This window comes from Microcoleus sp. bin38.metabat.b11b12b14.051, assembly GCF_013299165.1.
Taxonomy (GTDB): Bacteria; Cyanobacteriota; Cyanobacteriia; order Cyanobacteriales; family Microcoleaceae; genus Microcoleus.
On sequence record NZ_JAAFKD010000019.1, the window covers coordinates 102,286 to 123,532 of the forward strand.

Annotated in this window: 13 protein-coding genes and 1 pseudogene; 6 read left to right on the forward strand and 8 right to left on the reverse strand. The window is 48.4% G+C overall.

Translation table 11 applies throughout. The features are described 5' to 3' along the window. Positions 1 to 227: 227 nt before the first annotated feature. Together QZW47_RS20020 and QZW47_RS20025 are read right to left on the reverse strand one after the other, a co-directional pair. Positions 228 to 2,342 carry a catalase gene (locus tag QZW47_RS20020; RefSeq protein ID WP_293130309.1) on the reverse strand — a complete coding sequence of 705 codons (2,115 nt, stop codon included), beginning with the start codon at positions 2,340 to 2,342 and terminating at the stop codon, positions 228 to 230. 561 nt (positions 2,343 to 2,903) lie between these two features. Beyond that, positions 2,904 to 3,707 carry an SDR family NAD(P)-dependent oxidoreductase gene (locus QZW47_RS20025; RefSeq protein ID WP_293130312.1) on the reverse strand — a complete coding sequence of 268 codons (804 nt, stop codon included), beginning with the start codon at positions 3,705 to 3,707 and terminating at the stop codon, positions 2,904 to 2,906. 616 nt (positions 3,708 to 4,323) lie between these two features. Between QZW47_RS20025 and QZW47_RS20030 the strand changes: the two genes are divergently transcribed. Beyond that, positions 4,324 to 4,527, forward strand: coding sequence for a hypothetical protein (locus tag QZW47_RS20030; protein WP_293130315.1), 204 nt, complete (start codon positions 4,324 to 4,326; stop codon positions 4,525 to 4,527). A 251-nt stretch (positions 4,528 to 4,778) separates the two neighbouring features. Here the strand turns inward: QZW47_RS20030 and QZW47_RS20035 are convergent, their stop codons facing one another. Beyond that, positions 4,779 to 5,984 carry a DUF4336 domain-containing protein gene (locus QZW47_RS20035; protein WP_293130318.1) on the reverse strand — a complete coding sequence of 402 codons (1,206 nt, stop codon included), beginning with the start codon at positions 5,982 to 5,984 and terminating at the stop codon, positions 4,779 to 4,781. Positions 5,985 to 6,466: 482 nt separating this feature from the next. On the opposite strand from QZW47_RS20035, the gene leuB reads away from it, so the two are divergent. After that, positions 6,467 to 7,552: a 3-isopropylmalate dehydrogenase gene (gene leuB, locus QZW47_RS20040; RefSeq protein ID WP_293130321.1), complete on the forward strand. Its 1,086-nt coding sequence runs from the start codon at positions 6,467 to 6,469 to the stop codon at positions 7,550 to 7,552. A 343-nt stretch (positions 7,553 to 7,895) separates the two neighbouring features. Then, positions 7,896 to 8,393: pseudogene (locus tag QZW47_RS20045) on the forward strand (DUF2243 domain-containing protein). A 295-nt stretch (positions 8,394 to 8,688) separates the two neighbouring features. Here the strand turns inward: QZW47_RS20045 and QZW47_RS20050 are convergent. Beyond that, on the reverse strand, positions 8,689 to 9,054 hold the full coding sequence (locus tag QZW47_RS20050; RefSeq protein WP_293130324.1) for a hypothetical protein: 366 nt from the start codon (positions 9,052 to 9,054) through the stop codon (positions 8,689 to 8,691). Here QZW47_RS20050 and QZW47_RS20055 point away from each other — a divergent pair. Further along, positions 9,048 to 9,245 (forward strand): hypothetical protein, encoded by a 198-nt coding sequence (locus QZW47_RS20055; RefSeq protein ID WP_293130327.1) that lies wholly within the window; start codon positions 9,048 to 9,050, stop codon positions 9,243 to 9,245. The two genes, QZW47_RS20050 and QZW47_RS20055, sit on opposite strands and share 7 nt — an antisense overlap. Before the next feature lie 126 nt (positions 9,246 to 9,371). Here QZW47_RS20055 and QZW47_RS20060 read toward each other — a convergent pair whose 3' ends face one another. Next, positions 9,372 to 16,319 (reverse strand): translocation/assembly module TamB, encoded by a 6,948-nt coding sequence (locus QZW47_RS20060; RefSeq protein ID WP_293130330.1) that lies wholly within the window; start codon positions 16,317 to 16,319, stop codon positions 9,372 to 9,374. A 453-nt stretch (positions 16,320 to 16,772) separates the two neighbouring features. Between QZW47_RS20060 and QZW47_RS20065 the strand changes: the two genes are divergently transcribed. Further along, complete coding sequence (locus QZW47_RS20065) at positions 16,773 to 17,159, forward strand: DUF3110 domain-containing protein (protein WP_293130333.1); 387 nt, start codon at positions 16,773 to 16,775, stop codon at positions 17,157 to 17,159. Between the two features lie 209 nt (positions 17,160 to 17,368). Here QZW47_RS20065 and QZW47_RS20070 read toward each other — a convergent pair whose 3' ends face one another. Next, positions 17,369 to 17,506 (reverse strand): hypothetical protein, encoded by a 138-nt coding sequence (locus QZW47_RS20070; protein ID WP_293130336.1) that lies wholly within the window; start codon positions 17,504 to 17,506, stop codon positions 17,369 to 17,371. 16 nt (positions 17,507 to 17,522) lie between these two features. Between QZW47_RS20070 and murQ the strand changes: the two genes are divergently transcribed. Next, complete coding sequence (gene murQ / locus QZW47_RS20075) at positions 17,523 to 18,437, forward strand: N-acetylmuramic acid 6-phosphate etherase (RefSeq protein WP_293130339.1); 915 nt, start codon at positions 17,523 to 17,525, stop codon at positions 18,435 to 18,437. 192 nt (positions 18,438 to 18,629) lie between these two features. On the opposite strand, the gene QZW47_RS20080 is transcribed toward murQ, so the two are convergent. Both QZW47_RS20080 and QZW47_RS20085 read right to left on the reverse strand, forming a co-directional pair. Further along, positions 18,630 to 19,958: a CAP domain-containing protein gene (locus QZW47_RS20080; protein ID WP_293130342.1), complete on the reverse strand. Its 1,329-nt coding sequence runs from the start codon at positions 19,956 to 19,958 to the stop codon at positions 18,630 to 18,632. Between the two features lie 54 nt (positions 19,959 to 20,012). After that, positions 20,013 to 20,225 (reverse strand): hypothetical protein, encoded by a 213-nt coding sequence (locus tag QZW47_RS20085; RefSeq protein WP_293130345.1) that lies wholly within the window; start codon positions 20,223 to 20,225, stop codon positions 20,013 to 20,015. Positions 20,226 to 21,247: the final 1,022 nt, after the last annotated feature.

Consider the following 21,247-nt stretch of genomic DNA (forward strand, 5'->3'; position numbering starts at 1 on the left):
CACTCAAAACAACCATTCTTTTGCATTATTTCACCTCAATTAGCAATAAAAAAGGTTGGTAGTGAGGACTTTAGTCCGCCTCCAAGAATAGGACTAAAGTCCTCACTACCAACCTATCTAATTCAAGGTTCGTAGTGAGGACTTTAGTCCGCCTCCAAGAATAGGACTAAAGTCCTCACTACGAACCTATCTGATGATTTCAGGTTTTTCTATTCGGACATGATTCCTTACGCAGGAACCATTTCCTTCTCAGTCCGCATCCAGTGACGGTGCTGCATGATCGCATCAATAAAAGCCTGAGAAAACTGCCCTAAATCGCCACCGCTAGGACAAATTACCACGCCTCGATCGGCTGCCACCTTGCCATTTACCGAGAGATTAACTCCCTTTAAATCGGCACTTGACAACAGATGGATGCCTTCACCAGAAGCAGCGATCGCCTTGCAGTGCTTAAAGGCTTCCGTGACGAAATTAATCGCCGAGCCTTCTTCTTTCAAGGTATTAATGCTTTGCTTGCCGCCGGGAACGTAAATCGCATCAAACATCACCGAAGCACCAGTCAGAAACGTCATTTCAGCATCAATTTCTTGACCGTTAGCTGTTTTAACTTTGCCGCCGTGCTTCGAGACAATTTTCGCGTGGGCGCCAGATGCGGCTAGCGCTTCCTTCACCGCCATTACCTCGTCGCCGTTGACGCCATCGGCTGCTAAAATTGCAACTTGACGGGATTTAATGGATGTTTTGGGCATCTTGTCGATGCTAAGAGCCGGCGAACTTTTGCCGTGATTGGGAATCACTTCTTTTTCCGGTTCAGGTAGTCCCAATCCGGCCGCAACTTGCTTGGCAAATTCGTGGTCGATGTGGTTGAACAATCCCAAAACTCGCTCTTTGACTTCCTTACTTTGAACTTTGCCTAATTCAAAGTGAGCTGCTTTGACAATATGCTCTCTTTCTACCTCAGACATACTGTTGAGAAACAGCGTTGCTTGACTGAAATGGTCTTGAAAACTGTTGCTGCGCTCGCGAATTTTGTGGCCTTCGACTCGTTCTGCATAATGCACGAATCCACCCATTGTTTCCGGCGACATCATCGGACAACCGCCGCCCAGCGAATTGGGAGCATAGTTGACTTTCGAGGTGTAAATGTTCGATTGCATTACGCCGTCGCGCTGATTGTTGTTCACGGGACAGACGGGACGGTTAATCGGCAATTCCGTAAAGTTGGGACTTCCCAAACGGTGCATTTGCGTGTCGGGATAGGAAAACAATCGACTTTGCAAGACTGGATCGTTGGTAAAGTCAATACCAGAAACTACGTTGCTGGGTTGGAAAGCAACTTGCTCGGTTTCTGCGAAGAAGTTGTCGGGGTTGCGATTGAGTACCATTTTGCCGATCGCCCGCACGGGAACTTCTTCTTCAGGAATCAGCTTAGTGGGATCGAGCAAGTCAAAGTCAAACTTAAATTCGTCTTCTTCCTCAACAATCTGCACGCCCAACTCAAACTCTGGATAATCGCCCTTTTCGATCGCCTCCCACAAATCGCGGCGGCTAAAATCTGGATCTTTGCCGGCGAGTTTTTGTGCTTCATCCCACACCAGAGAATGCACGCCCAAAATCGGCTTCCAGTGGAACTTGACAAAGCGAGATTTGCCTTCGGCGTTGACAAAGCGGAAAGTATGCACGCCAAAGCCTTCCATCATGCGGAAGCTTCTCGGTACAGCGCGATCGCTCAATACCCACATAATCATGTGCATCGATTCTGGCATCAATGAAATAAAATCCCAGAAGTTGTCATGGGCGGCCGCAGCTTGGGGCATTTCATTGTGAGGTTCCGGCTTGATCGCATGAACGAGATCGGGAAACTTAATTCCGTCTTGAATAAAGAAGACAGGAATATTATTTCCTACCAAGTCATAGTTACCTTCTTGGGTGTAGAACTTGACGGAAAAGCCGCGCGCGTCGCGGACTGTATCGGCAGAACCGCGAAACCCTGTCACAGTGGAAAATCGGACAAATACCGGAGTTTTCACCGCCGGATCTTGCAGGAATTTGGCTTTGGTTAATTCTGCCAGGGATTCATAGGGTTGAAAATAGCCGTGGGCCCCAGAACCGCGCGCGTGCACGACACGTTCGGGAATGCGTTCGCGATCGAAGTGCGCCATTTTTTCGCGCAGGTGAAAGTCTTCGAGCAAAGTCGGGCCGCGGGAACCAGCGTGTAGGGAATCATTGGTATTTGTGACACCCACACCTTGATTTGTGGTAAGAGTTTCGCCTGCTTCTTTACGATCCCCATCGAGATCGTTTTGTTTGCTTTGGTCGTTAACGGGAGTATGGTCAGTCATAATTTTTTGGGTAGTAAGATGGTGTTGTTGTCTTTACAAATCAGTTAGATCATTTTTGCAAACTACCACCACAAAACAGGTTTGTAGTGAGGACTTTAGTCCGCAAAATTTCAGGTTTGTAGTGAGGACTTTAGTCCGCAAAACGTCAGGCTTGTAGTGAGGACTTTAGTCCGCAAAATTTCAGGCTTGTAGTGAGGACTTTAGTCCGCAAAATTTCAGGCTTGTAGTGAGGACTTTAGTCCGCAAAATTTCCCAAAGCCGATCGCACTCGCTACCAAATATCTCTTGCAAAAAAAGTCCTTTCGCTCTTTTGGAACGGGCCGAAGATCCCGTTCCACAGAAGAAAAAATAATTTTTGTGGAACGGGATCTTCGGCCCGTTCCCAGCTATTTTTGCAAGAAATCTCTTGATTGCAGTCGATCGAGCAAACAAGATATAAGTCAATACGCTAGGGATAAAAGAGTCAGGGAGACAAAACGCTCTAGGACAAAAAAAGCGTTAACCCAAGCGTAGTTATGGGAGCAAGCCGAATACCTGCACCACAAGAATTATGAGAAATATCTATTTCTGAGCCGAACCCGGTTCAGTCAGTTGGCGGTGCAATTGTGCCTTGAGAGTATCGGGCAAAATTTTGCTGGCTGCGCCCATAATCTTAGTTTTGAGCGAACCTGCAATAACGTGGTCTTTACCTGCCATCAAAGCTTCAAAGCCCTGCTTCGCAACTTGGGCCGCATCGTCTTTCTCGTCAGCGCCCACCTTGGTATCGTCCATTTGGGCCCGGTGGAAGAAGTTGGTGTCAGTTGGCCCCGGCATCAGCGCGGTGACAGTAACCCCCGTGTCCTTCAACTCGTTACGCAGCGCCTCGGAGAAGGATTGGATAAACGCCTTCGATGCTGCGTAGACAGCCTCAAACGTCCCCGGCATCAAGGCTGCAATCGACGAGGTGAACAGGATTCTGCCCCGATCGCGATCGACCATATCCTTGACTACGCGTTTGGCAAGATGGACGGAGGAAACGACGTTGAGGTTGATCAGATTGAGTTCATCCTTCAAGTCTGTTTCGCTTGCAAAGTCCCCGCCGACACCGACACCAGCGTTAATCGCGATCGCATCTACCGATCGGCCAGTCGCCTTAATCTTGTCGTAGAGAGTCTCTACACCTTCGTAGGTAGCAAGGTCTGCCTGCACCGTCTCCACCCGTGCGCCCAGCTTTTCAAAGGCTTGAGCGGCTTCGTTGATGCTCGGGCCGGTCGCCGTGACTAGCAGGTCAAAATTGTTTTGGGCGAACTGTTTGGCGAGTTCGTAGCCGATGCCGTTAGAGGCACCAGTCACGACAGCCAAGGGCCGGGTTAGCGAACTGTTCATAAAAAGAAATACGGTAAGTGGGAAACTCGGCGACTTTAGTCCTTCCTAGGGAAACGACCCGGGGGACTTTAGTCCCCGTGAACCCCCTTGCGGGGTTGGAGGGGTATGGTTGCCCCTCCAATGGAGATATTGTGGTCTCCTTTCTCCCTTGCGGGGTAATGTTTGCCTCGACCTGGTTATAAAAGCTTGTTACACCTGCAACACTGTTTCAGTGACTTTAAAACTGTTTAATTGCAGATGACAGAGCGAAAAACTGGCGTCGCATTTTCCGGTGTCGTGACCTAAATAACGGCTCCTCGCGATCGAGGGGTCTGGTCAGTACAGCTTGCTCGATTTCTCTTACAAGCTCAGTCCCTAAAGGGCTGAGTTACTGACAACCTCCAAACTCCTGTTTAACTTTCTACCAGAAAATCTGTGGAGTATAAGCTTTCAACTCTTACAATCCTAAGCAGGCAGCAGCGCAATTGCATCTTTCCAAAGAGGTACTGATATTGTTGTGTTTGAGATGCTAGCCTGTGCGAAACACTTAAAAATAAAGTTGACTAACATAACCCAATATGCTTGGGTTCGTGTCTTTTGGTGGCAAGAGAGGAACGCTCTTCCTCAGCCATTTTTTATGAAAGCAATTGCAGAGTCTATTTTTGACATCTGTTCGATCGCTCTTGACAATCTGAGCAATCGCGTATTCACGCATAACCAGCCGCATCTAGCGGCGGGGGATGAGGAAATTTCCCCCGGGTTTTTTGTGAGTTCGCTGCGATCGTCCGGGCTGTCCATAATTCAATACGGTTCAGTACAATGTCATGGCGAAGAACGTTAGCGAAGCGATCCGAAGGAAAGCAATTTTATTATCTATTTTTCTTATTTTTTTACTTCCTAAACTGACACGAGAGCGATCGTTCGTACTGTATAAAAGCGGCATCTGCTGTGTTGAGAATGGTGCAAGATTTCAGATTAACAGTCCTGACGCATTGAGACCCAGAAACCTAGTTTTTTACGAAAATACTTCATTGTTACCCAAAGATTCGGTGCAAAAACCCGGGTTCTTTAACGGAGTGCGTCCAGGATGGATTAAACTTTCTCTTTTGCAGGCGGAACCAAACCAGTTTTATTCAAACCTGCATCAATCTGCCTCAGCAATTTAAAATCATCTTCGGGTAAAGAATTAACAGCCGATTGTTTTTCCAGAAACGAGAATGCTTGCCGAAATTCATGCGGCTTGCAGTCGATCGCACTCTCGAAATGACAAGGTACAATCCTGTCAAAATCCCAACTCGCGACTCGATCCGCCCAATCGAGAGTCTCCCGGGGCGCGCGGTTGAGAATCAAAGCCTGCAACACCGGCGCCACCAACAACCGCCCTCCTCCGCGCAAAGCCTCGAACGATCGCACCCAATCAATTTTCCACTGGAACGGATACAACCCAAAATAAGCTTTTCTAGAGCGTTCTGGCGCTCTGATAGCGCTAGAGAACACCCCCGACCACGGCGGCACTTCCAGCACACTAGGGCTAAAGTACATGGCAAATAAGGCGATTCTCTGCCACCCCTTGCGCCGATTTTCGTGGGTGTCTGCAACTACCTCCGAGGCGCTGTCTTTGGCGTGAAACAGCAGCGGGTACGAGTCGAGTTGGACGATCGCGGGCGGGTTTTCGGGAATGGAAACTATGGAATCTGTTAGCATGAGCGTGCGCGATTCCCTGTGAAATAACGCAACTTCCGCGAAGTGGCCTAAACCGAGGTCGATCGGGCCGAGAATTGCCCAGTCAAATTCATCTGCTAAGGGCGTGTTGCTGCTATCAGAGGGCAGTACAGACGTGCGTTTGGCAGGTAAACCCAGCCAACTCAGCGGCAAATTGAGCGGGAAACTCCACTGTTTGGGGGCGACAAATACCTGCGCTTCGGGAAAACACCTCGCAAACGGGCCAACAAAAACCTTGTGCTCGATGCCGGAAACCGTTGTCAGCAAGATATACTTAACTTCGCCGTGTTCTGCGACTAACTCGTTTACCAAGCGGATGCACTCGGGAGTTGGCGCGACGGGGGCGTAGACGAGAAGGCCTGCGGGTTCGAGTTTGATTACTGTCATCCGCACCGGCACGATTACGTAAAAAATGCCTTGCAGTTGGTCAAAAGTCCAGATTTTGTCTTTGACTATTTCCTTGCGGATGGTGCGCCGCCTGCTGTATGGATAGATTGGGACTACGGGCCAAAAAGCCCATGAATAGTCGCGATTGTCAATCTGTGCTGGTGTTGGTATCCCTTCGCCGTCTGTCACTGGTGCGACTCCTTGCCGATTTTTTGTACGTGCGTGCGATCGAACTTTTGTTATCTTATTTCAATCTCAGCGCCCCAGTGCGATCTAAAATAATATCACACTGAGAAACTGGCTTTCTGAATCGGAAATGATTGAACCGCGAAGACGCTAAGGACGCGAAGGAAGAGAAGAAGAAGATGTCGTCGTAGGTTGGGTTGAGGAATGAAACTAAACACATACTTTGAGGGTACGATCTTGAGTTATTAGTTTGCTTGTGCTGATACAATTGTAGGCTGGCAAGAATTTCTCAGCTTAGTAGATGGGCGTAAATCATCAGTCTCAACTCAAAGATGAATTTGATTTAAAATCAGTTTGAGCTTAAGTTAACGCTGATTGACGTAAGTAAACGCCACTAATACGTAGGGCGACCGACAATATACTTCTACCTACTTTGCACAAAAAATTCCCCATCACCAATCTCAAATCAAAACTGCTAAATCGATATGACTCAAAACTACCGCATCACTCTTTTACCGGGAGACGGCATCGGCCCTGAAATTATCGCTGTGGCGGTAGATGTCCTGAAACTTGTTGGCAAACAATTGGACATTGGCTTTGAATTTCAAGAAGCTTTAATGGGCGGCGCTGCTATTGACGCTACAGGCAATCCGCTGCCAGAAGAAACTCTCGAAAAATGTCGCAACAGCGATGCTATATTGTTAGCAGCTATCGGTGGTTACAAGTGGGATAATTTGCCCCGCGAACAGCGCCCAGAAACTGGTTTATTAGGACTGCGCGCCGGATTGGGATTGTTTGCAAATTTGCGTCCTGCAACTATTTTACCGCAATTAGTCGATGCTTCTAGTTTGAAACGAGAAGTTGTCGAAGGTGTGGATATTATGGTGATTCGCGAACTCACTGGCGGCATTTATTTCGGCAAACCGAAAGGGATTTTTGAGACGGAAACTGGCGAAAAACGCGGTGTGAATACGATGGCTTACACCGAGTCGGAAATTGACCGCATCGGGCGCGTGGCTTTTGAGACGGCCCGGAAGCGCGGAAAAAAGCTGTGTTCGGTTGATAAGGCTAATGTTTTGGATGTTTCGCAACTGTGGCGCGATCGCATTATTGCGCTTTCTTCAGAATACCCTGATGTAGAACTTTCTCACCTTTATGTTGACAACGCGGCCATGCAGTTAATTCGCTGGCCGAAACAGTTCGATACAATTGTGACGGGCAATTTATTCGGCGATATTCTTTCTGATGCGGCGGCGATGCTAACTGGTAGTATCGGGATGCTGCCTTCTGCAAGTTTGGGTGCTAGTGGCCCAGGAGTTTTTGAACCAGTACACGGTTCGGCGCCGGACATCGCCGGACAAGATAAAGCTAATCCCATCGCCCAAGTTTTAAGCGCGGCAATGATGTTGCGCTACGCCTTCAATCAGCCGGAAGCTGCTAATAAAATTGAGCAAGCAGTTGTGGAAGTTTTGAATCGAGGTTATCGCACTGGTGATATCATGTCGGAAGGCATGAAACTCGTTGGTTGTCGGGCAATGAGTGATGCTTTAATTGAGGTTTTGCAAGGTTAATCGCAACCTGTGAGTGGCGCTCATTCAAATAATTACGTGGAAAGGCTTTTGGGATTTTTTAAATCTCAAAAGCCAAGTACATTATTTTTCTCATTCAGCCAGCAATTACCTGCATTTTTACCTGACTCAGACTCAACAATCGTTCACTCGCGGCTTTGAGTAAGGGGTAAGCAGTAAATTACATTATTAACTAGGTTGGTAGTTGGAATTAATAATTAACAGCATCCATAAATCTCTCTCGCGGATGATGCGATCGCCCTTCGTCTCCAGCCAAACTAAAAAATGTACGGGCAAATCCCTTCACAGCCCCACGATTGGCAGTTCAAACATCTGAGGTGTCCCATTGAGCGATCGTACAAACCAACCAACCACCGCAGCTAACAACCGCCGACCTCTAATTATCGCAGGAATTCTCCTCGGTATCGGTCAATCCGGGTTTTTTGATGGAATTGTGCTGCACCAACTACTTCAGTGGCACCATATGTTTAGCAGCGTCTAAACCGATACTACCGTGATCGGTTTAGAATTGAACACCCTCGGAGATGGATTGTTTCACGCTGCTGATTGGTTGGTAACAATCGCGGGAATCTTCTGTTTGTGGCGTGCTGTCAAACAGAAAGATGTTCCTCTGTCAACTCAAACTTTTTTAGGTTCAATATTAATTGGTGCGGGATTGTTTGACTTTGTAGAAGGGATTATTGACCATCAACTTTTGGGAATTCACCACGTCAAACCAGGTATTAACGAGTTAGCTTGGGATTTAGGATTTCTCGCACTCGGTTTGATGTTAGCACTGTTAGGTTGGATGCTCGTACAGAAAGAAGTGGCCGCAGATAATTAAGCTGGCGTTGCTGCAAGTTTTGCTGGCGGGCGCAACCGCAAATCGCTAACGCATAAATTGCGACGTTATTCAATATAGATCAATACGGTTCACTTAAGAAGATAATTGCTCGGCGCGCACCTGACTTAACCGAGAAGTGTCATAGTCTCTGCGATTGCTTCGCTCTTAAGCTCGCAATGACAAAAAACGTTAAGTGAACCGTATTGCAATATAGATTGTACGCGATATTTTTAGGACACGGCAATGCCGTGTCCGGCACATCTTTCTGCCAAATTTAACCTAGATAGATGCGCGATCAGCCTGTGGCTTGAGTAGTTGTTACAGGTGACATAACTAGCTTTCCAGATATGTCCATTGTTGCCAGTTTCAACACTTCATTAAAAGCTAAACCCCGAATTTTTAGCTCCCACCGAATGCCTTTAGCTTTCATCCGCTTGGCTTTTCGCATATCGACATCGGCAGCTTTTTGATGCAGGAGCAAATGTTTCATTGCTGCTGTGGCTTCTACTTTTGTCGGATATGCAATGTAGGTGATGAATCCGCCGTCCCAGTGGTTGGCGTTGCGGATGCTGCTGATAGTCGCAACTCTCGGACTAAATCGGTTCCAGTATAAATCGCTGTAGCCGATCGACTGTGTTTTGACTTGGAGTTTGTTTGCCATTTGACTTAACTCCTATTACCTTGTGTGGGGGGCTAGCACTACCGTTTTGGTTGTGCTATTTATATTATAGCAAATTAATTGGGAATTGGGAATTGGGAATTGGGAATTGGGCATTGGCTAAACAGGGAATTGGGCATTGGCTAAACAGGGAATTGGCCAAACAGGGAATTGGGTGTAAAACTCAACACTAAGCACAGTGCACATCTACAAACGAATGACAACTGACAACTGACAACTGACAACTGACAACTGACAACTGAGAGGGCGGGCACAGGGGCACCGCCCCTACCAACTGACAACTGACAACTGACAACTGACTAAAACCTCAATTCATATTCGGCTGTAACGCGATTTTCTCCTTGTAAATTGGTCGAACCTCTCAACAAAATTTTGTCGCTTAAACGATACCGCAAATTAAATTCTGTGGGCTGATTTGCTGACAAAACTCGAATAATTGATGCTGAAAGATTGCGCGTGATATCGGCACCAACTTCTAAACCTATACCGAGGGAACCTGCACCGCCTCCGGCCCCCGAACCCGATCGCCCTGCTTGTACTTCATTGCCCCTAATTCGAGTCGGAAATAACCTAAATTCGCTCAATCCCGTCGCATTGGTAATCACTGATTGCAGGTTGTTAAATAAACCTGCACCTGCTAAATTGGCGATCGCCAGCGTACTGTCTCCCTGTCCTAAAGTCTGTACGAAACTGCCCCCTAATAGCGCTACAATCTCTGTGGACGATCGGCTTGGAGAGCTCCTCAACTCCAGATTTTCCGCCAACCCAGAAGCTTTACCCCTGACTAACGCTTGAATCCGCACGCTTCGCACGCTGCCAAAATTAGTCGGTTCGTCGGCTATTTCCGAAGCAACAGACGTTCCCGGAGCGCGGAAGCGCGTTACTTCCTGTACCGAAGTTGCCAATCTCACATCCAATGTCGGATCGAGTCCTTGTGTTGGTACAAAGGTAGCAGTTTGCGGGTATCCCTTATCTAACTTAAACTGCGTGGTAAACAAATTCACCGCGCCGGAAGTCAACCGAATCGTACCCGCAGGGCGAATATCGTCTAAACTGCCATTCACCGTTAAAGCCCCAGTCGCCTTAAAATCTAATATCGGTGGACTCGTTACTCGCACGCCCCGGCCCAAATTCAGTTGCAAATCGTTTAATCCCACTTCAAAGGAAGGCGAAGGGTTAGGGGAAGATGTCGCAGGAGAATCCCCAGGGTTCGGGTTAGGGGAAGCTTCAGTCGCAGGAGTCGGGTTTGGGGAAGAAGCTAACCGAGTTGCGCCGCCGCTGGCACTTGGTAGAAATACTTCGCCGTCATAGAGTTCAATTTTACCGCTCAACTGCGGCCGCAAAGCCGTGCCCGCTGCCTGAACTTGACCGACTGCGCCGCCGCGGTACAATCCTTTTAGATTCAATGCCAACTTGTCGAGATTCACCGTCAAAGGATTCGCTGCATCGACATCGCCCGCAGCAAAGGGTACAGATAGGGGAATCACGCCCTGCGCCACAACTTCTCCCTTACTCAACTGTCCCCGAATTCCTTCTACCCGAATTCGATCGCCCTCAAAGCGCACCGCCCCAGTCAGCCCTGTAATCGGTTCTGGGAAGGTTCTCGCCCGGACGGTTGCATTTTCAAAATTGGCAATTCCTTGCGCTACAGGCTGTTGCAGCGTCCCTCCCACGCGAATTTGCACCTGTCCCTTGCCGCTGACCCAAGCAACTTGCGGAGTCAAGACATTAATAATTGCCAAACCTTCATTTTGCAAATTTGCCCTGAAATCAATTTGATTGCTGTCAGGTTTGACAGCAGCAAACGGCAACCCAAAAGGCAAACTTCCCTGCACTTCAATCGGTTCGGTTTGAGTTACCAAAGCGCTGCCGCCAAAATTCAGGCGGGCGTTGCTGTAACTGAAACTGCTGTCGGCTTTTTTAATCGGTTCTCCGTTTAGCGTCCCCTCCAGCAAACTCAACTCGCCGGTGGCTTGCGGGTTTTCCAAACTGCCGGCCAAGTTCGCCCGCAAATTTAAGTTTCCGGTTACGTCCACAAAGGGCAATTCTACCAGTTTTGCCAACTCTTCCACGGGTAAATTTTCGATCCGCAACTGCCCGGATTGAGCTTTTTGTCCGAGTTGTCCCGAAAAGCCGATCGCACTTTTGCCCGATCGAATTTCTAGAGGTAAAATAGTTAAAATCCCGTCCTGAAAACTCCCTTCAAGGCTAAACTGTTCGGCGACATATTTGCCCCACTGCCAATTATCGCCTTTGACGTTAAATTGAGCTTGCACGCCCGTCCGCAAAGAACCGGCCACCGCAATTTCTCCACCAAAAGTCCCCTGCAATTGAGATAGTGCGGGCAGTTTTTCCGCTGATTTGATGGCTTGCTGCTGCTGCAAAATCGCTTCAATTTCTGCCAAGCGGCGCAACTGTTCGATTAACGGCGCTTCCGGTTCTCCGACTCCGACAGTTTGCACGGAGGCGGCGTTCGCATAAACCGGAGGTTTCAGCCCGCGGGCGAAATCGCCTAAATTGAAATATTGCAAAGCAGCTAAAACTTGCTGCAAATTCCCTTGCTGGATGTTCACTTTCCCGGCAAATTCGGGGTTGGCGCCCGCTTTGACGTTGCCGGAAATTAAGTATTGACCGGTACCTTGACGGAAGATGCCGTTGGTCAGACTGGCGCTGCCGTTAGCATAGCTGAATTCGGCTTGGAAACTGTCACCTTTAATGTAGCCGATCACTGGTTGGGCGATCGTAATTTGTCCGTTGGCTGGCAAAGTCTGCGGATTTAACGGCATCTTCCAACCGGGCACGTTGACTTGTCCTGAAACCGTACCAGTTATCGGCCCCAAACCAGCCTCTTTTCCTGGTGAGAGATTCAAAGCAGCCAGGGGAAAATCGCTGAAATTTACTCGCAAAGTTTCGCCCTCAGTTTGGCCGCTGGCTGCGGAGTCCCCACGTTTGACTAAGAAAGATGTCGGCAGAAAAGACGAATTTAACGCGACTTCGATTTTGTCGCTGGCGCCGGCTAAACGCAAATCAACACTTTTATCGGAACTCGCCGTCACTTTCCCCGCCAGTACCGAGTCGAAAGCGACTTGATTTACTGCTAAATTCCGCACTTCCACGTCGCCCGCTAAACTCAAGGCTGCAAGGGTTCCGGTGAGGCGGCCCGTAAAATCGACATTGCCGCGAATAGGCTGATTTTTCTCTGAATCATTTTTGAGACCCATGGGTCTCAAAAATGCCAACTGTTCTGCTGGTAAGGCTTCCAGGTTAAAGTTGGAGAGTTTTACATCCAAATCTAGATTGGAAATCGAGGGTAATCCTTTACCAGCCAACTCAACGCCGACAAATCCGCTAGCTGTCAAACCGGGAGTTGCAGCTTTTTCTACTTCTATCCGCTTCCCATCCCAATTAAATATTGCCTCCAAAGGTTGTTTCAAAAACGGTAATTCCGAGATGCGGAAACTGCCGCCGGCGCGAACACTTTGTAGGGGCGGTGCCCCCGTGCCCGCCCCAATCGGGCCGGATAAATCGACATTGCCGTTAAACAGTCCCCGCAGTAAGGGGAGATTTTGGGCTTGGGAGACTAAGCCGCTGCCTTGCAAGCTTTGGCGCTGGGCTTCAAAGGCTTTCTGGAAGCTACTTAAGGCAATTTGATCGCCCTGGATTGATGCGCGCCAATTCCCCGATTGCGCGCTAGCTTTGGCGTTGACAACTCCGCCACCGTTGGCGAGTCGAATTTGTCCGTCGCCGTTGGCTGTGATGCCGTTGGCGGTTAAATTATCTACAGTTCCCAAAATTCTGATTTTGCCATCGAGGGTTCCGGCAATTTCTGGCGGTAAATTGGTTGTCAGCAAACCTGTTTGTTTGAGGGTTTGTTCTAGATTGCTGACGGTAACTCCGTTGGTTTCTAGCAATGCTTCTAAGTTGCCGTTTTCTAATTTTGCCACAGTATCGATCGCCCCGAGTCGATCGACCAAAATCCGTCCTTCCCCGCTAGCACGAATTCCCTTTGCTGTCAAGTTATCCAAACTGCCCGCTGCTTGGTATTGCCCGTTAATTCTGCCGTCAAATCCTTTGGGTAAAGTCGCCGTCAGGGTAAAGAGTTGAGTATCGCGGACTGTTTTTTCTAAGCGACTGAGAATAACTCGATCGAGATCCGCGACAGCTTGCCACCGTCCGGAATCTAATTTTCCCTTAAAATCAACAGTACCGTCAGCAATCTTGAGTTGGCCGCTGCTGTTGAGGGCTATATCGGCTGATTTGTCAAGACTTCCCGCTGCTTGAATTTGATTCGATATCTCTCCATCTAGGGATTTGAGATTTTGGATTTGGGATCTTAGATTGCTATATTTTTGTTGATTTTCGGGATTGAAAGCCGAGGCCACATCTAACAGCGGCAATCCTAAATTTACCAGGCCGCCGATCGAAGTGCGATCGGTTTCTGCGGTTCCTTGCCAGTTTCCCCGTGCCAATTCTCCTTGAAAATTGAGATTGCTGCCGGCCAGATTTAGTTGGCCGCTACCGTTGGCATTGATGCTGCTAGCGGTCAAATTGTCAACACTTCCCGCAGCAGTAAATTGACTCGATAGTTTGCCGTCAATCGATTTGAGATTTTGGATTTTGGATTTTAGATTAGCAGATTCCTTATTTTCGGGATTGAAGGCTGAAGCCACATCTAAAATCGGGATGCTCAAATCGACTAACCGACTGATAGAAGTGCGATCGGTTTCTAATTTTGCTTGCCAGTTTCCCCGTGCCAATTCTCCTTGAAAATTGACATTGCTGTCAGCAAGATTGAGTTGGCCGCTGCCGCTTGCTTTGACGCTGTTACCGTTTAAATTGTCAACACTTCCCGAGGCTGTAAGCTGACTCGATATTTGTCCGTCAATCGATTTGAGAGTTGGGATTTTGGATGTGAGATTGCTATATTGTTGATTTTCGGGATTGAACGCTGAAGCCACATCTAACAGCGGCAATCCTAAATCTACCAGGCGGCTGACGGAAGTGCGATCGGTTTCTGCGGTTGCTTGCCAGTTTCCATCGCTCAATTCTGCTTTCAGATTGACGTTGCTGTCACCAAGATTGAGTTTGCCATTTGTGCTGAAATTGATGCCGCTCGCGGTTAAATTGTCAACAGTTCCCCCAGCTTTAAATTCACCTGCTAGCTGTCCGTCAAGCGATTTAAGATTTTGAATTTTGGATTGAAGATTGTTGAGATTTGCGGCTGGTGATCTGTTAGAGTTGGAGGCAGCTAAGAACGGCAAACCAATATCAATTAAGCGATTGAGAGCAACTTTTTGGGTCTTACCAGAAGCTTGCCAGCGTCCTGATTCTAGTTTGCCACTAACATCAACAATACTATCAGCAATATTCAACGTTCCTTTGCCGCTAGCATAAATACCATTTAAACTCAAATCGTCCAGAGTTCCGGCTGCTTCGGCGGTTCCGGTGAACATACCTGCTAATTCAGGTGGCAAAATCAGCCCTGGAATCAGTGGCTGCAAACTTTTCAATGCCACCCGATCGCCCTTGATTATAGCTTCCCACTGACGGTCTTTGAAGGCGGCATCGACATTCACAGCAGCACCGCCAATTTTCACAACTGTATTTTGCAAATCCGCCGAATTGCCTCCGGCTCTAATTTCGCCCGCTGCGGGGAAAGTTCCTTGCGGTGCTTGCCATTTAACTCGGGCTTGGATGTTGTCTAACGGCCCGAAAATTTGAGCTTTTGCCGAGACACTGCCAATTTTAACAGCAGCGGGAATCGGGACAGCGTAAATTTGGGCTAGGGCGTCTGCGGGTACATTTTCCGCTTGCAAATCAAACACCAAACCCGATCGCGAATTGTCACTTCCCAACGTTATATCTACTTCGCCTTTCCCACCTATTTTACCGCCCGCCGCCGGCACCACCAAAATATCGGTCAAATTCAAAGCTAAAGTGGAAAACTGCCCAGTTGGCTGTGGAGAATTGGGAGTTGGCATTTGAGCCATTGTCCGGCGTTCCAATTTGAAATTAGTGCTAATATTGTTTAATTGCAGGCGATCGACCGTAGCGGGTTTGGTCGAGGCGATCGTACCTGCCAATACGGGTTCTGCGACGGTTCCAGTCAGCTTAACATCCGCTTTAACTTCCCCCGCAACTGCGATCGGCAATACCACTTTCTGCCCTAACTCTGTCTCCACCGCACTCACAATACTTGCCACGGCTACGGGTTGCACGTTGGTGATCAGATTGAAGCTAGCTCGATCGAAATTAAAATTTGCTCCAGCGGCAACTGTTCCGGCTATTTTAACAGGAATTAAACCGTAATTACCTGTCAGACTATCGACTATCAAATTAGTTCCTTGAAAGCGCAATTGACCGCTACCATTTTGAACTATCTGTTTCAGCGCTTTGATATTTGCTTGCACTCCGGCAAAACTTGCCGTTCCAGTAATTCCCGATAATTTATTATCTCGAACTTGCACCGTTAAATTGCTATTTAGCAGACCTTTTTGTAGAGAAATATCTGGAATTTTCAGCAACCGGGCGATGTCCGACAAAGGTAAATTTTGCGCTTGCAATAGCACGTTGGTTTGAGCCGCAGGCAATAGAGAGTCTGCCTTGACTACGAAATTGTCATTGTTCGTAAACTGACCGTTCAGTTCGTAGAGAACGCGCTGATTTTGCTCGCGAAATAAAGCGCTGCCATTTTTGAGAGTTACGGAAATCGGAGCCGCAGTTTTTTGTCCGACGGCGGGACTAGGCACCAAAACTGCGCCGGCATTTTCAACTCGAATTGCTTCAATTTCTGTTTTAAATAAACCCGCAGGTTTGGGTTCGCGGGTGGGAATATTCACCCAGCGCCCTTGGGCATCCTGTTCGATATAAGCGCTGGGTTTAACTAAGGTAATATCTAATTTGAGAGTGCGGTTGAACAGCAATGGCAAAAGAGAAAATCTCACTTCCACTGCTTCTGCAGAAGCATAATCTGGATCGATCGCAGTAGCAGGTAGAGTCGATCGACCAAACCGCAAACTTATCGGAGAAAATCTCTCCAATCCTCCAATTTTTACCGGCCGCTTCAACGTCTGGCTGACCTCAGTTTCCACCAAAGGAGCTAACTTTGTCCGCACCCACTCCCGTGCGACGGCTGCCCCCACCAAGGCGACAATGCCCAATCCCGTACCGCTAAGCAGCAGCAAGCGCCACCAGCGGCGCCCCGGGCGGGGGAGGAGTTGATTTTTGTCATCGTCCGAGTTAGTCATGCGTGTTTCTCAAAGCTTGTGACAATTCAGGAATTGACGAAATCAGACAGCAGAAGTCCGAGGTTCGAGCGCGCGAGGTTCTGGATGAAGAAGCAATCAACCGCTGATGTTTGTGCAATGGGAGAACGTCCTAACTGTGTTGGTGGTTGCTATGTAACTTTTGTTGATGCGCTCGATTGTGGCTCCTGCCTTTGGTAGACTCAGAACAGAGGTCGGAAGTGCCGATGCCAGGAGTGCGTTAGGTTTGGCGATCGCAGATGAAAGCCCCGCAGACGAGGGAACTTCCACTTTCACGCCCGCGGGCGGGACGAAGATTTCAAAAAACCTTTACCAAACTTAATCTAAAATGCCCAGACATCCTACAACCCAGAGTCAATCGAAAATCTAAAAATCTAAAATCGCCCGATCGCTTCTAAGATAAAAAAACGGTGGTTAAGAAGGTCTTTAAAACTTATGCGAGTGTTCGTCTTACTCTTCAATGCCCGCACCGAGAATGAGGGAATTCACACCATTCAACTCGGCGAGCGCAACAAAGTTCTGATGTTTGAGTCAGAAGACGACGCCACCCGCTTTGGCGTGATGTTGGAAGCTCAGGATTTCCCCGAACCCGCTGTCGAGGCGATCGACGACGAAGAAATTAAGGAGTTCTGCGACAGTGTTGATTATGATTGGGAACTGGTGCCGGCTGGCGCGCTAGCGATTCCGCCAGAAGACAATGTAGCACAGACTCCGTGGCAAGCAGAGGGGCAGTCGCAACCGGAGTCACAGCCAGAGTCGGATTCTGATGTGTCCCAAGACGAACTCGATTCTATGCGTCGCCGACTCGAAGGACTTTTGTGAGAGTCATTGGGCATAGGGCATTGGGCATTGGGCATAGGGAATTGGGCATTGGGCATAGGGCATTGGTCATTCATTGGGCATTCATTGGGCAGCAGTCATTATTCAACTTGACTTGAATTGCATTTATTCGCCTCAAGATTTGAGAAATATCTAAGTTTATCTACGGTTTTCCTCTAAATCAATCATGGTTAACAGTTAACAGTTAACAGTTAACAGTTAACAGTTAACAGTTGACAACTGCCCAATGCCCAATGCCCTGTTTGGCCAATGCCCAATGCCCAATGCCCTGTTTGGCCAATGCCCAATGCCCTATGCCCAATGCCCAATGCCCAATGACCACTAACCATTAATAACTGACAAAAAATGAAGAATTTGGAAGAACGGGGGCATCTGCTGACGGAACAGGTGAATGCCAACAGCGAGAATTTAGACCAACTTAGCTCGATCGAATTGGTGGACTTGTTCAACCGGGAAGACGCGCAAACCTTAAGCGCGATCGCCCGTGCCCGCGAACAGTTAGCCCGGGCGATCGACATTGGCGCTGAATCTCTGCGTCAAGGAGGCCGTCTGTTTTACGTCGGTGCGGGTACTTCTGGGCGTTTGGGCGTGCTTGATGCCGCCGAGTGTCCCCCCACCTTCTGCACGCCGCCAGAACTCGTACAGGGCATAATTGCCGGGGGTGCGGGGGCTTTGGTGCGGAGTTCCGAGGATTTGGAAGATCGGGCCCAGGATGGGGCAGAGTCGATCGCCCACCGTCACATTACCAACTTAGATGTGGTTGTCGGAATTACGGCTGGGGGCACAACGCCCTTTGTAGCGGGGGCTTTACACGCGGCGCGACAACGGGGGGCGAAAACTGTGTTTATCGCCTGCGTACCCGTGGAACAGGTGAATTTTGAGGCTGATGTGGATATTCGCTTGTTGGTTGGCCCGGAAATAGTCGCAGGTTCGACGCGCTTGAAAGCTGGTACTGTGACAAAAATGGCTTTGAATATTCTTTCGACTGGCGTAATGGTGAAGCTGGGGAAGGTTTACGGCAATCGGATGGTTGATGTGGCGGTGACTAATAAGAAATTGCGCGATCGGGCGGTGCGGATGTTGCAGGATTTGACTGATTTGGGTCGGGATGAAGCGGGTTTTTTGCTAGAAAAAAGCGGCAAGTCTGTTAAGTTGGCTTTGATGATGCACTGGACTGGTTTGGAGAGGGAAGAGTGCGATCGAATTTTGGGCGAGTTTCAAGGCAATTTGCGATCGGCTGTAGCATCAATACAATTGTAGATTTTACGTGAATACGAGAAGACTCGGCGGTTGAAACCGCGTCTACACAAACACTCACGCGCCTCCGCGGGTTGAAGAAGACTCGGCGGTTGAAACCGCGTCTATACAAACAAAACTCGCCTCCGCGGGTTGAAGATTCGACGGTAACTGGTTCCCAGGCACTTGACCTGGGAACCAGTAATATTTCGGTTCCTAAATTGCAGTCACAAAAACAGAAGCCGTAAGCTGACTTTGACTGACACCCTGCACGATGCCCAAATAATTGCTACCCGACTTAATTGCCGTAGAAGCGACACTTGCGCCTGCATCCAACTTCAAACTTACAGCTTCAAAAGTCAAGTTAGCAAATCCGATACCATCAGTCAAACCAATCTTATCGCCGATCGCAAAATCGGTAATCACATCCGCGCTGACTAAGGTAGCCGTAGCAGACAAACCTCCTGCTAAAACAAACGTATCATTTCCAGCGCCACCGGTCAGAATATCTTGCCCGCGATCGCCCGCTAGCAAATCGTCGCCGTTACCCCCGATCAAGATATCGTTTTCCTTCCCGCCCCGGAGAGTATCGTTACCGTCGCCTCCGATTAGTCGATCGTTATCATTGTTGCCGCTGATAAAATCATTACCAACACCGCCATCAATTGAATCCGAATCTTTGCCACCGGATAAGATATCATCGCCACCTGCGCCGTTAATTGTATCCGCGCCTTGCATTCCATTAATCGTATCAGCGCCTGCTCCCCCAGTGAGATTGTCTTTGCCGGAAAGGGCAAAAATTGGCAATCCCACAGCACTGGCAGGTATTTGAGTATCAGCAGCATCCGATAGGAAATAACTGCCACCGCTGGCTGTATTTTTGGGTGCTGTTGTCGGAGTACCGTCCCCTGTAGCATTCGGTATTGGCGAAGTAATGGAGACTAATGTGCTGGGTGTAGGAGTTGGAGTTGGAGTTGGTGCGGGAGTTGGAGTTGGTACGGGTGTAGGTGTGGGAGTTGGTGCGGGATTGACACTACCATCAAGCGAAGTAGCAAAAACTTGCGTCCAATAGTGATTGTAATTGACGCTGCCAGTATCGTTGCCTAAGAAATAGTAACCAACACCAATCTCTTTCAAATTGGGGTTAAGAATGTTCGTGCGGTGGCCGCTGCTGTTCATCCACGATGATACAACTTGTTCCGGTGTAGAAGAACCAGCAGCGATGTTTTCCGCAGCCGAGCTGTATTTATAGCCTGTTGCAGTAATCCGACTTCCCATTGATGAACCATCTTTTCCGGTATGATCGAAGAAGTCTTGCACCGCCATATTTTGGGTGTGATTTTGCGCCGCATTCAGCAATTGAGTATTTAACGTTAGGGGAGACAAACTCAATTTGCTGCGTTCTATGTTGGTGAGTTCTAAAACTCTATAAATAAAGTTTTGATTGGTTGTAGCTGGTGCAGGTTGTGAAACTTGAGAGGCCGATCGCTCTCCTGTTAAAATGTCCACAGATTGAGCGCCGTCCGTTTGTAGTTGTTCGAGCATGGGGATGATAAATAGTTGTAAGACTTGACGAAAGCTGGTAGATTGCTTACTGTCTTAACGATAGTTTCCCCGATCGCAGGCTGGGCACAATTCAATAATTGTGTGAATCCTTGCCACTGTTGTATCTATTTTTATTATAGCTGTTGTCAAAGTGTGGATGTCAAGAGTCTGGCTGTGGTTGTCGAAGTGAGGAGTGCGATCGCCCGCGGCATCAATACCGCCTAGATTCCCCACCGCCTTAGTTTCACACAGAATAATTACCCACAATCATGTTTTTTAAAGCGATAAATTATCCTTTATAAGGATTTTAATCCGTTAATATACGGTATACACTGAGAATTTATAGTTTAATTGCTCGATCGAAATAAGTAAAAACCGATTGTGACAGTTTATGGCTGAATGTGCGATTGAATTTGAGATTTGAAATTATTGTTGATTAACAAGCTTCACAATTTGTGCGGAGTTTGTTGGCTGGGGGCGAGAAACCCGGTTTCTACGAGTTTTGGGATTGGTAACGAGAAATCTACGAAGAAACCGGGTTTCTGAATTGTGCGCGCGCGCCAACTCGCGGGGGCGAGAAACCCGGTTTCTACGAGTTTTGCATTTAGTTACAAAAAATCTACGAAGAAACCGGGTTTCTAAATTGTGCGTGCGCGCCAACTCGCGGGGGCGAGAAACCCGGTTTCTACGAGTTTTGCATTTAGTTACGAAAAATCTACGAAGAAACCGGGTTTCTAAATTGTGTGCGCGCCAACTCGCGGGGGCGAGAAACCCGGTTTCTACGAGTTTTGCATTTAGTTACCAGAAATCTACGAAGAAACCGGGTTTCTGAAGGTTTCTGAATTGTGCGCGCGCGCCAACTCGCGGGGCCAGAAACCCGGTTTCTACGAGTTTTGCATTTAGTTACAAAAAATCTACGAAGAAAGCGGGTTTCTGAATTGTGTGTGCGCGCCAACTCGCGGGGGCGAGAAACCCGGTTTCTACGAGTTTTGCATTTAGTTACCAGAAATCTACGAAGAAACCGGGTTTCTAAATTGTGTGCGCGCCAACTCGCGGGGGCGAGAAACCCGGTTTCTACGAGTTTTGCATTTAGTTACGAAAAATCTACGAAGAAACCGGGTTTCTGAAGGTTTCTGAATTGTGCGCGCGCGCCAACTCGCGGGGGCGAGAAACCCGGTTTCTACGAGTTTTGCATTTAGTTACGAGAAATCTACGAAGAAACCGGGTTTCTGAATTGTGTGTGCGCGCCAACTCGCGGGGGCGAGAAACCCGGTTTCTACGAGTTTTGC

Excerpts from the sequence above, each read along its gene's own strand:
- leuB (WP_293130321.1), top strand. The coding sequence starts at position 6,467 with ATGACTCAAAACTACCGCATCACTCTTTTACCGGGAGACGGCATCGGC.
- QZW47_RS20050 (WP_293130324.1), bottom strand. The coding sequence starts at position 9,054 with ATGGCAAACAAACTCCAAGTCAAAACACAGTCGATCGGCTACAGCGAT.
- QZW47_RS20070 (WP_293130336.1), bottom strand. The coding sequence starts at position 17,506 with ATGGTTAGTGGTCATTGGGCATTGGGCATTGGGCATAGGGCATTGGGC.
- QZW47_RS20025 (WP_293130312.1), bottom strand. The coding sequence starts at position 3,707 with ATGAACAGTTCGCTAACCCGGCCCTTGGCTGTCGTGACTGGTGCCTCT.
- QZW47_RS20065 (WP_293130333.1), top strand. The coding sequence starts at position 16,773 with ATGCGAGTGTTCGTCTTACTCTTCAATGCCCGCACCGAGAATGAGGGA.
- murQ (WP_293130339.1), top strand. The coding sequence starts at position 17,523 with ATGAAGAATTTGGAAGAACGGGGGCATCTGCTGACGGAACAGGTGAAT.
- QZW47_RS20020 (WP_293130309.1), bottom strand. The coding sequence starts at position 2,342 with ATGACTGACCATACTCCCGTTAACGACCAAAGCAAACAAAACGATCTC.
- QZW47_RS20030 (WP_293130315.1), top strand. The coding sequence starts at position 4,324 with ATGAAAGCAATTGCAGAGTCTATTTTTGACATCTGTTCGATCGCTCTT.
- QZW47_RS20060 (WP_293130330.1), bottom strand. The coding sequence starts at position 16,319 with ATGACTAACTCGGACGATGACAAAAATCAACTCCTCCCCCGCCCGGGG.
- QZW47_RS20080 (WP_293130342.1), bottom strand. The coding sequence starts at position 19,958 with ATGCTCGAACAACTACAAACGGACGGCGCTCAATCTGTGGACATTTTA.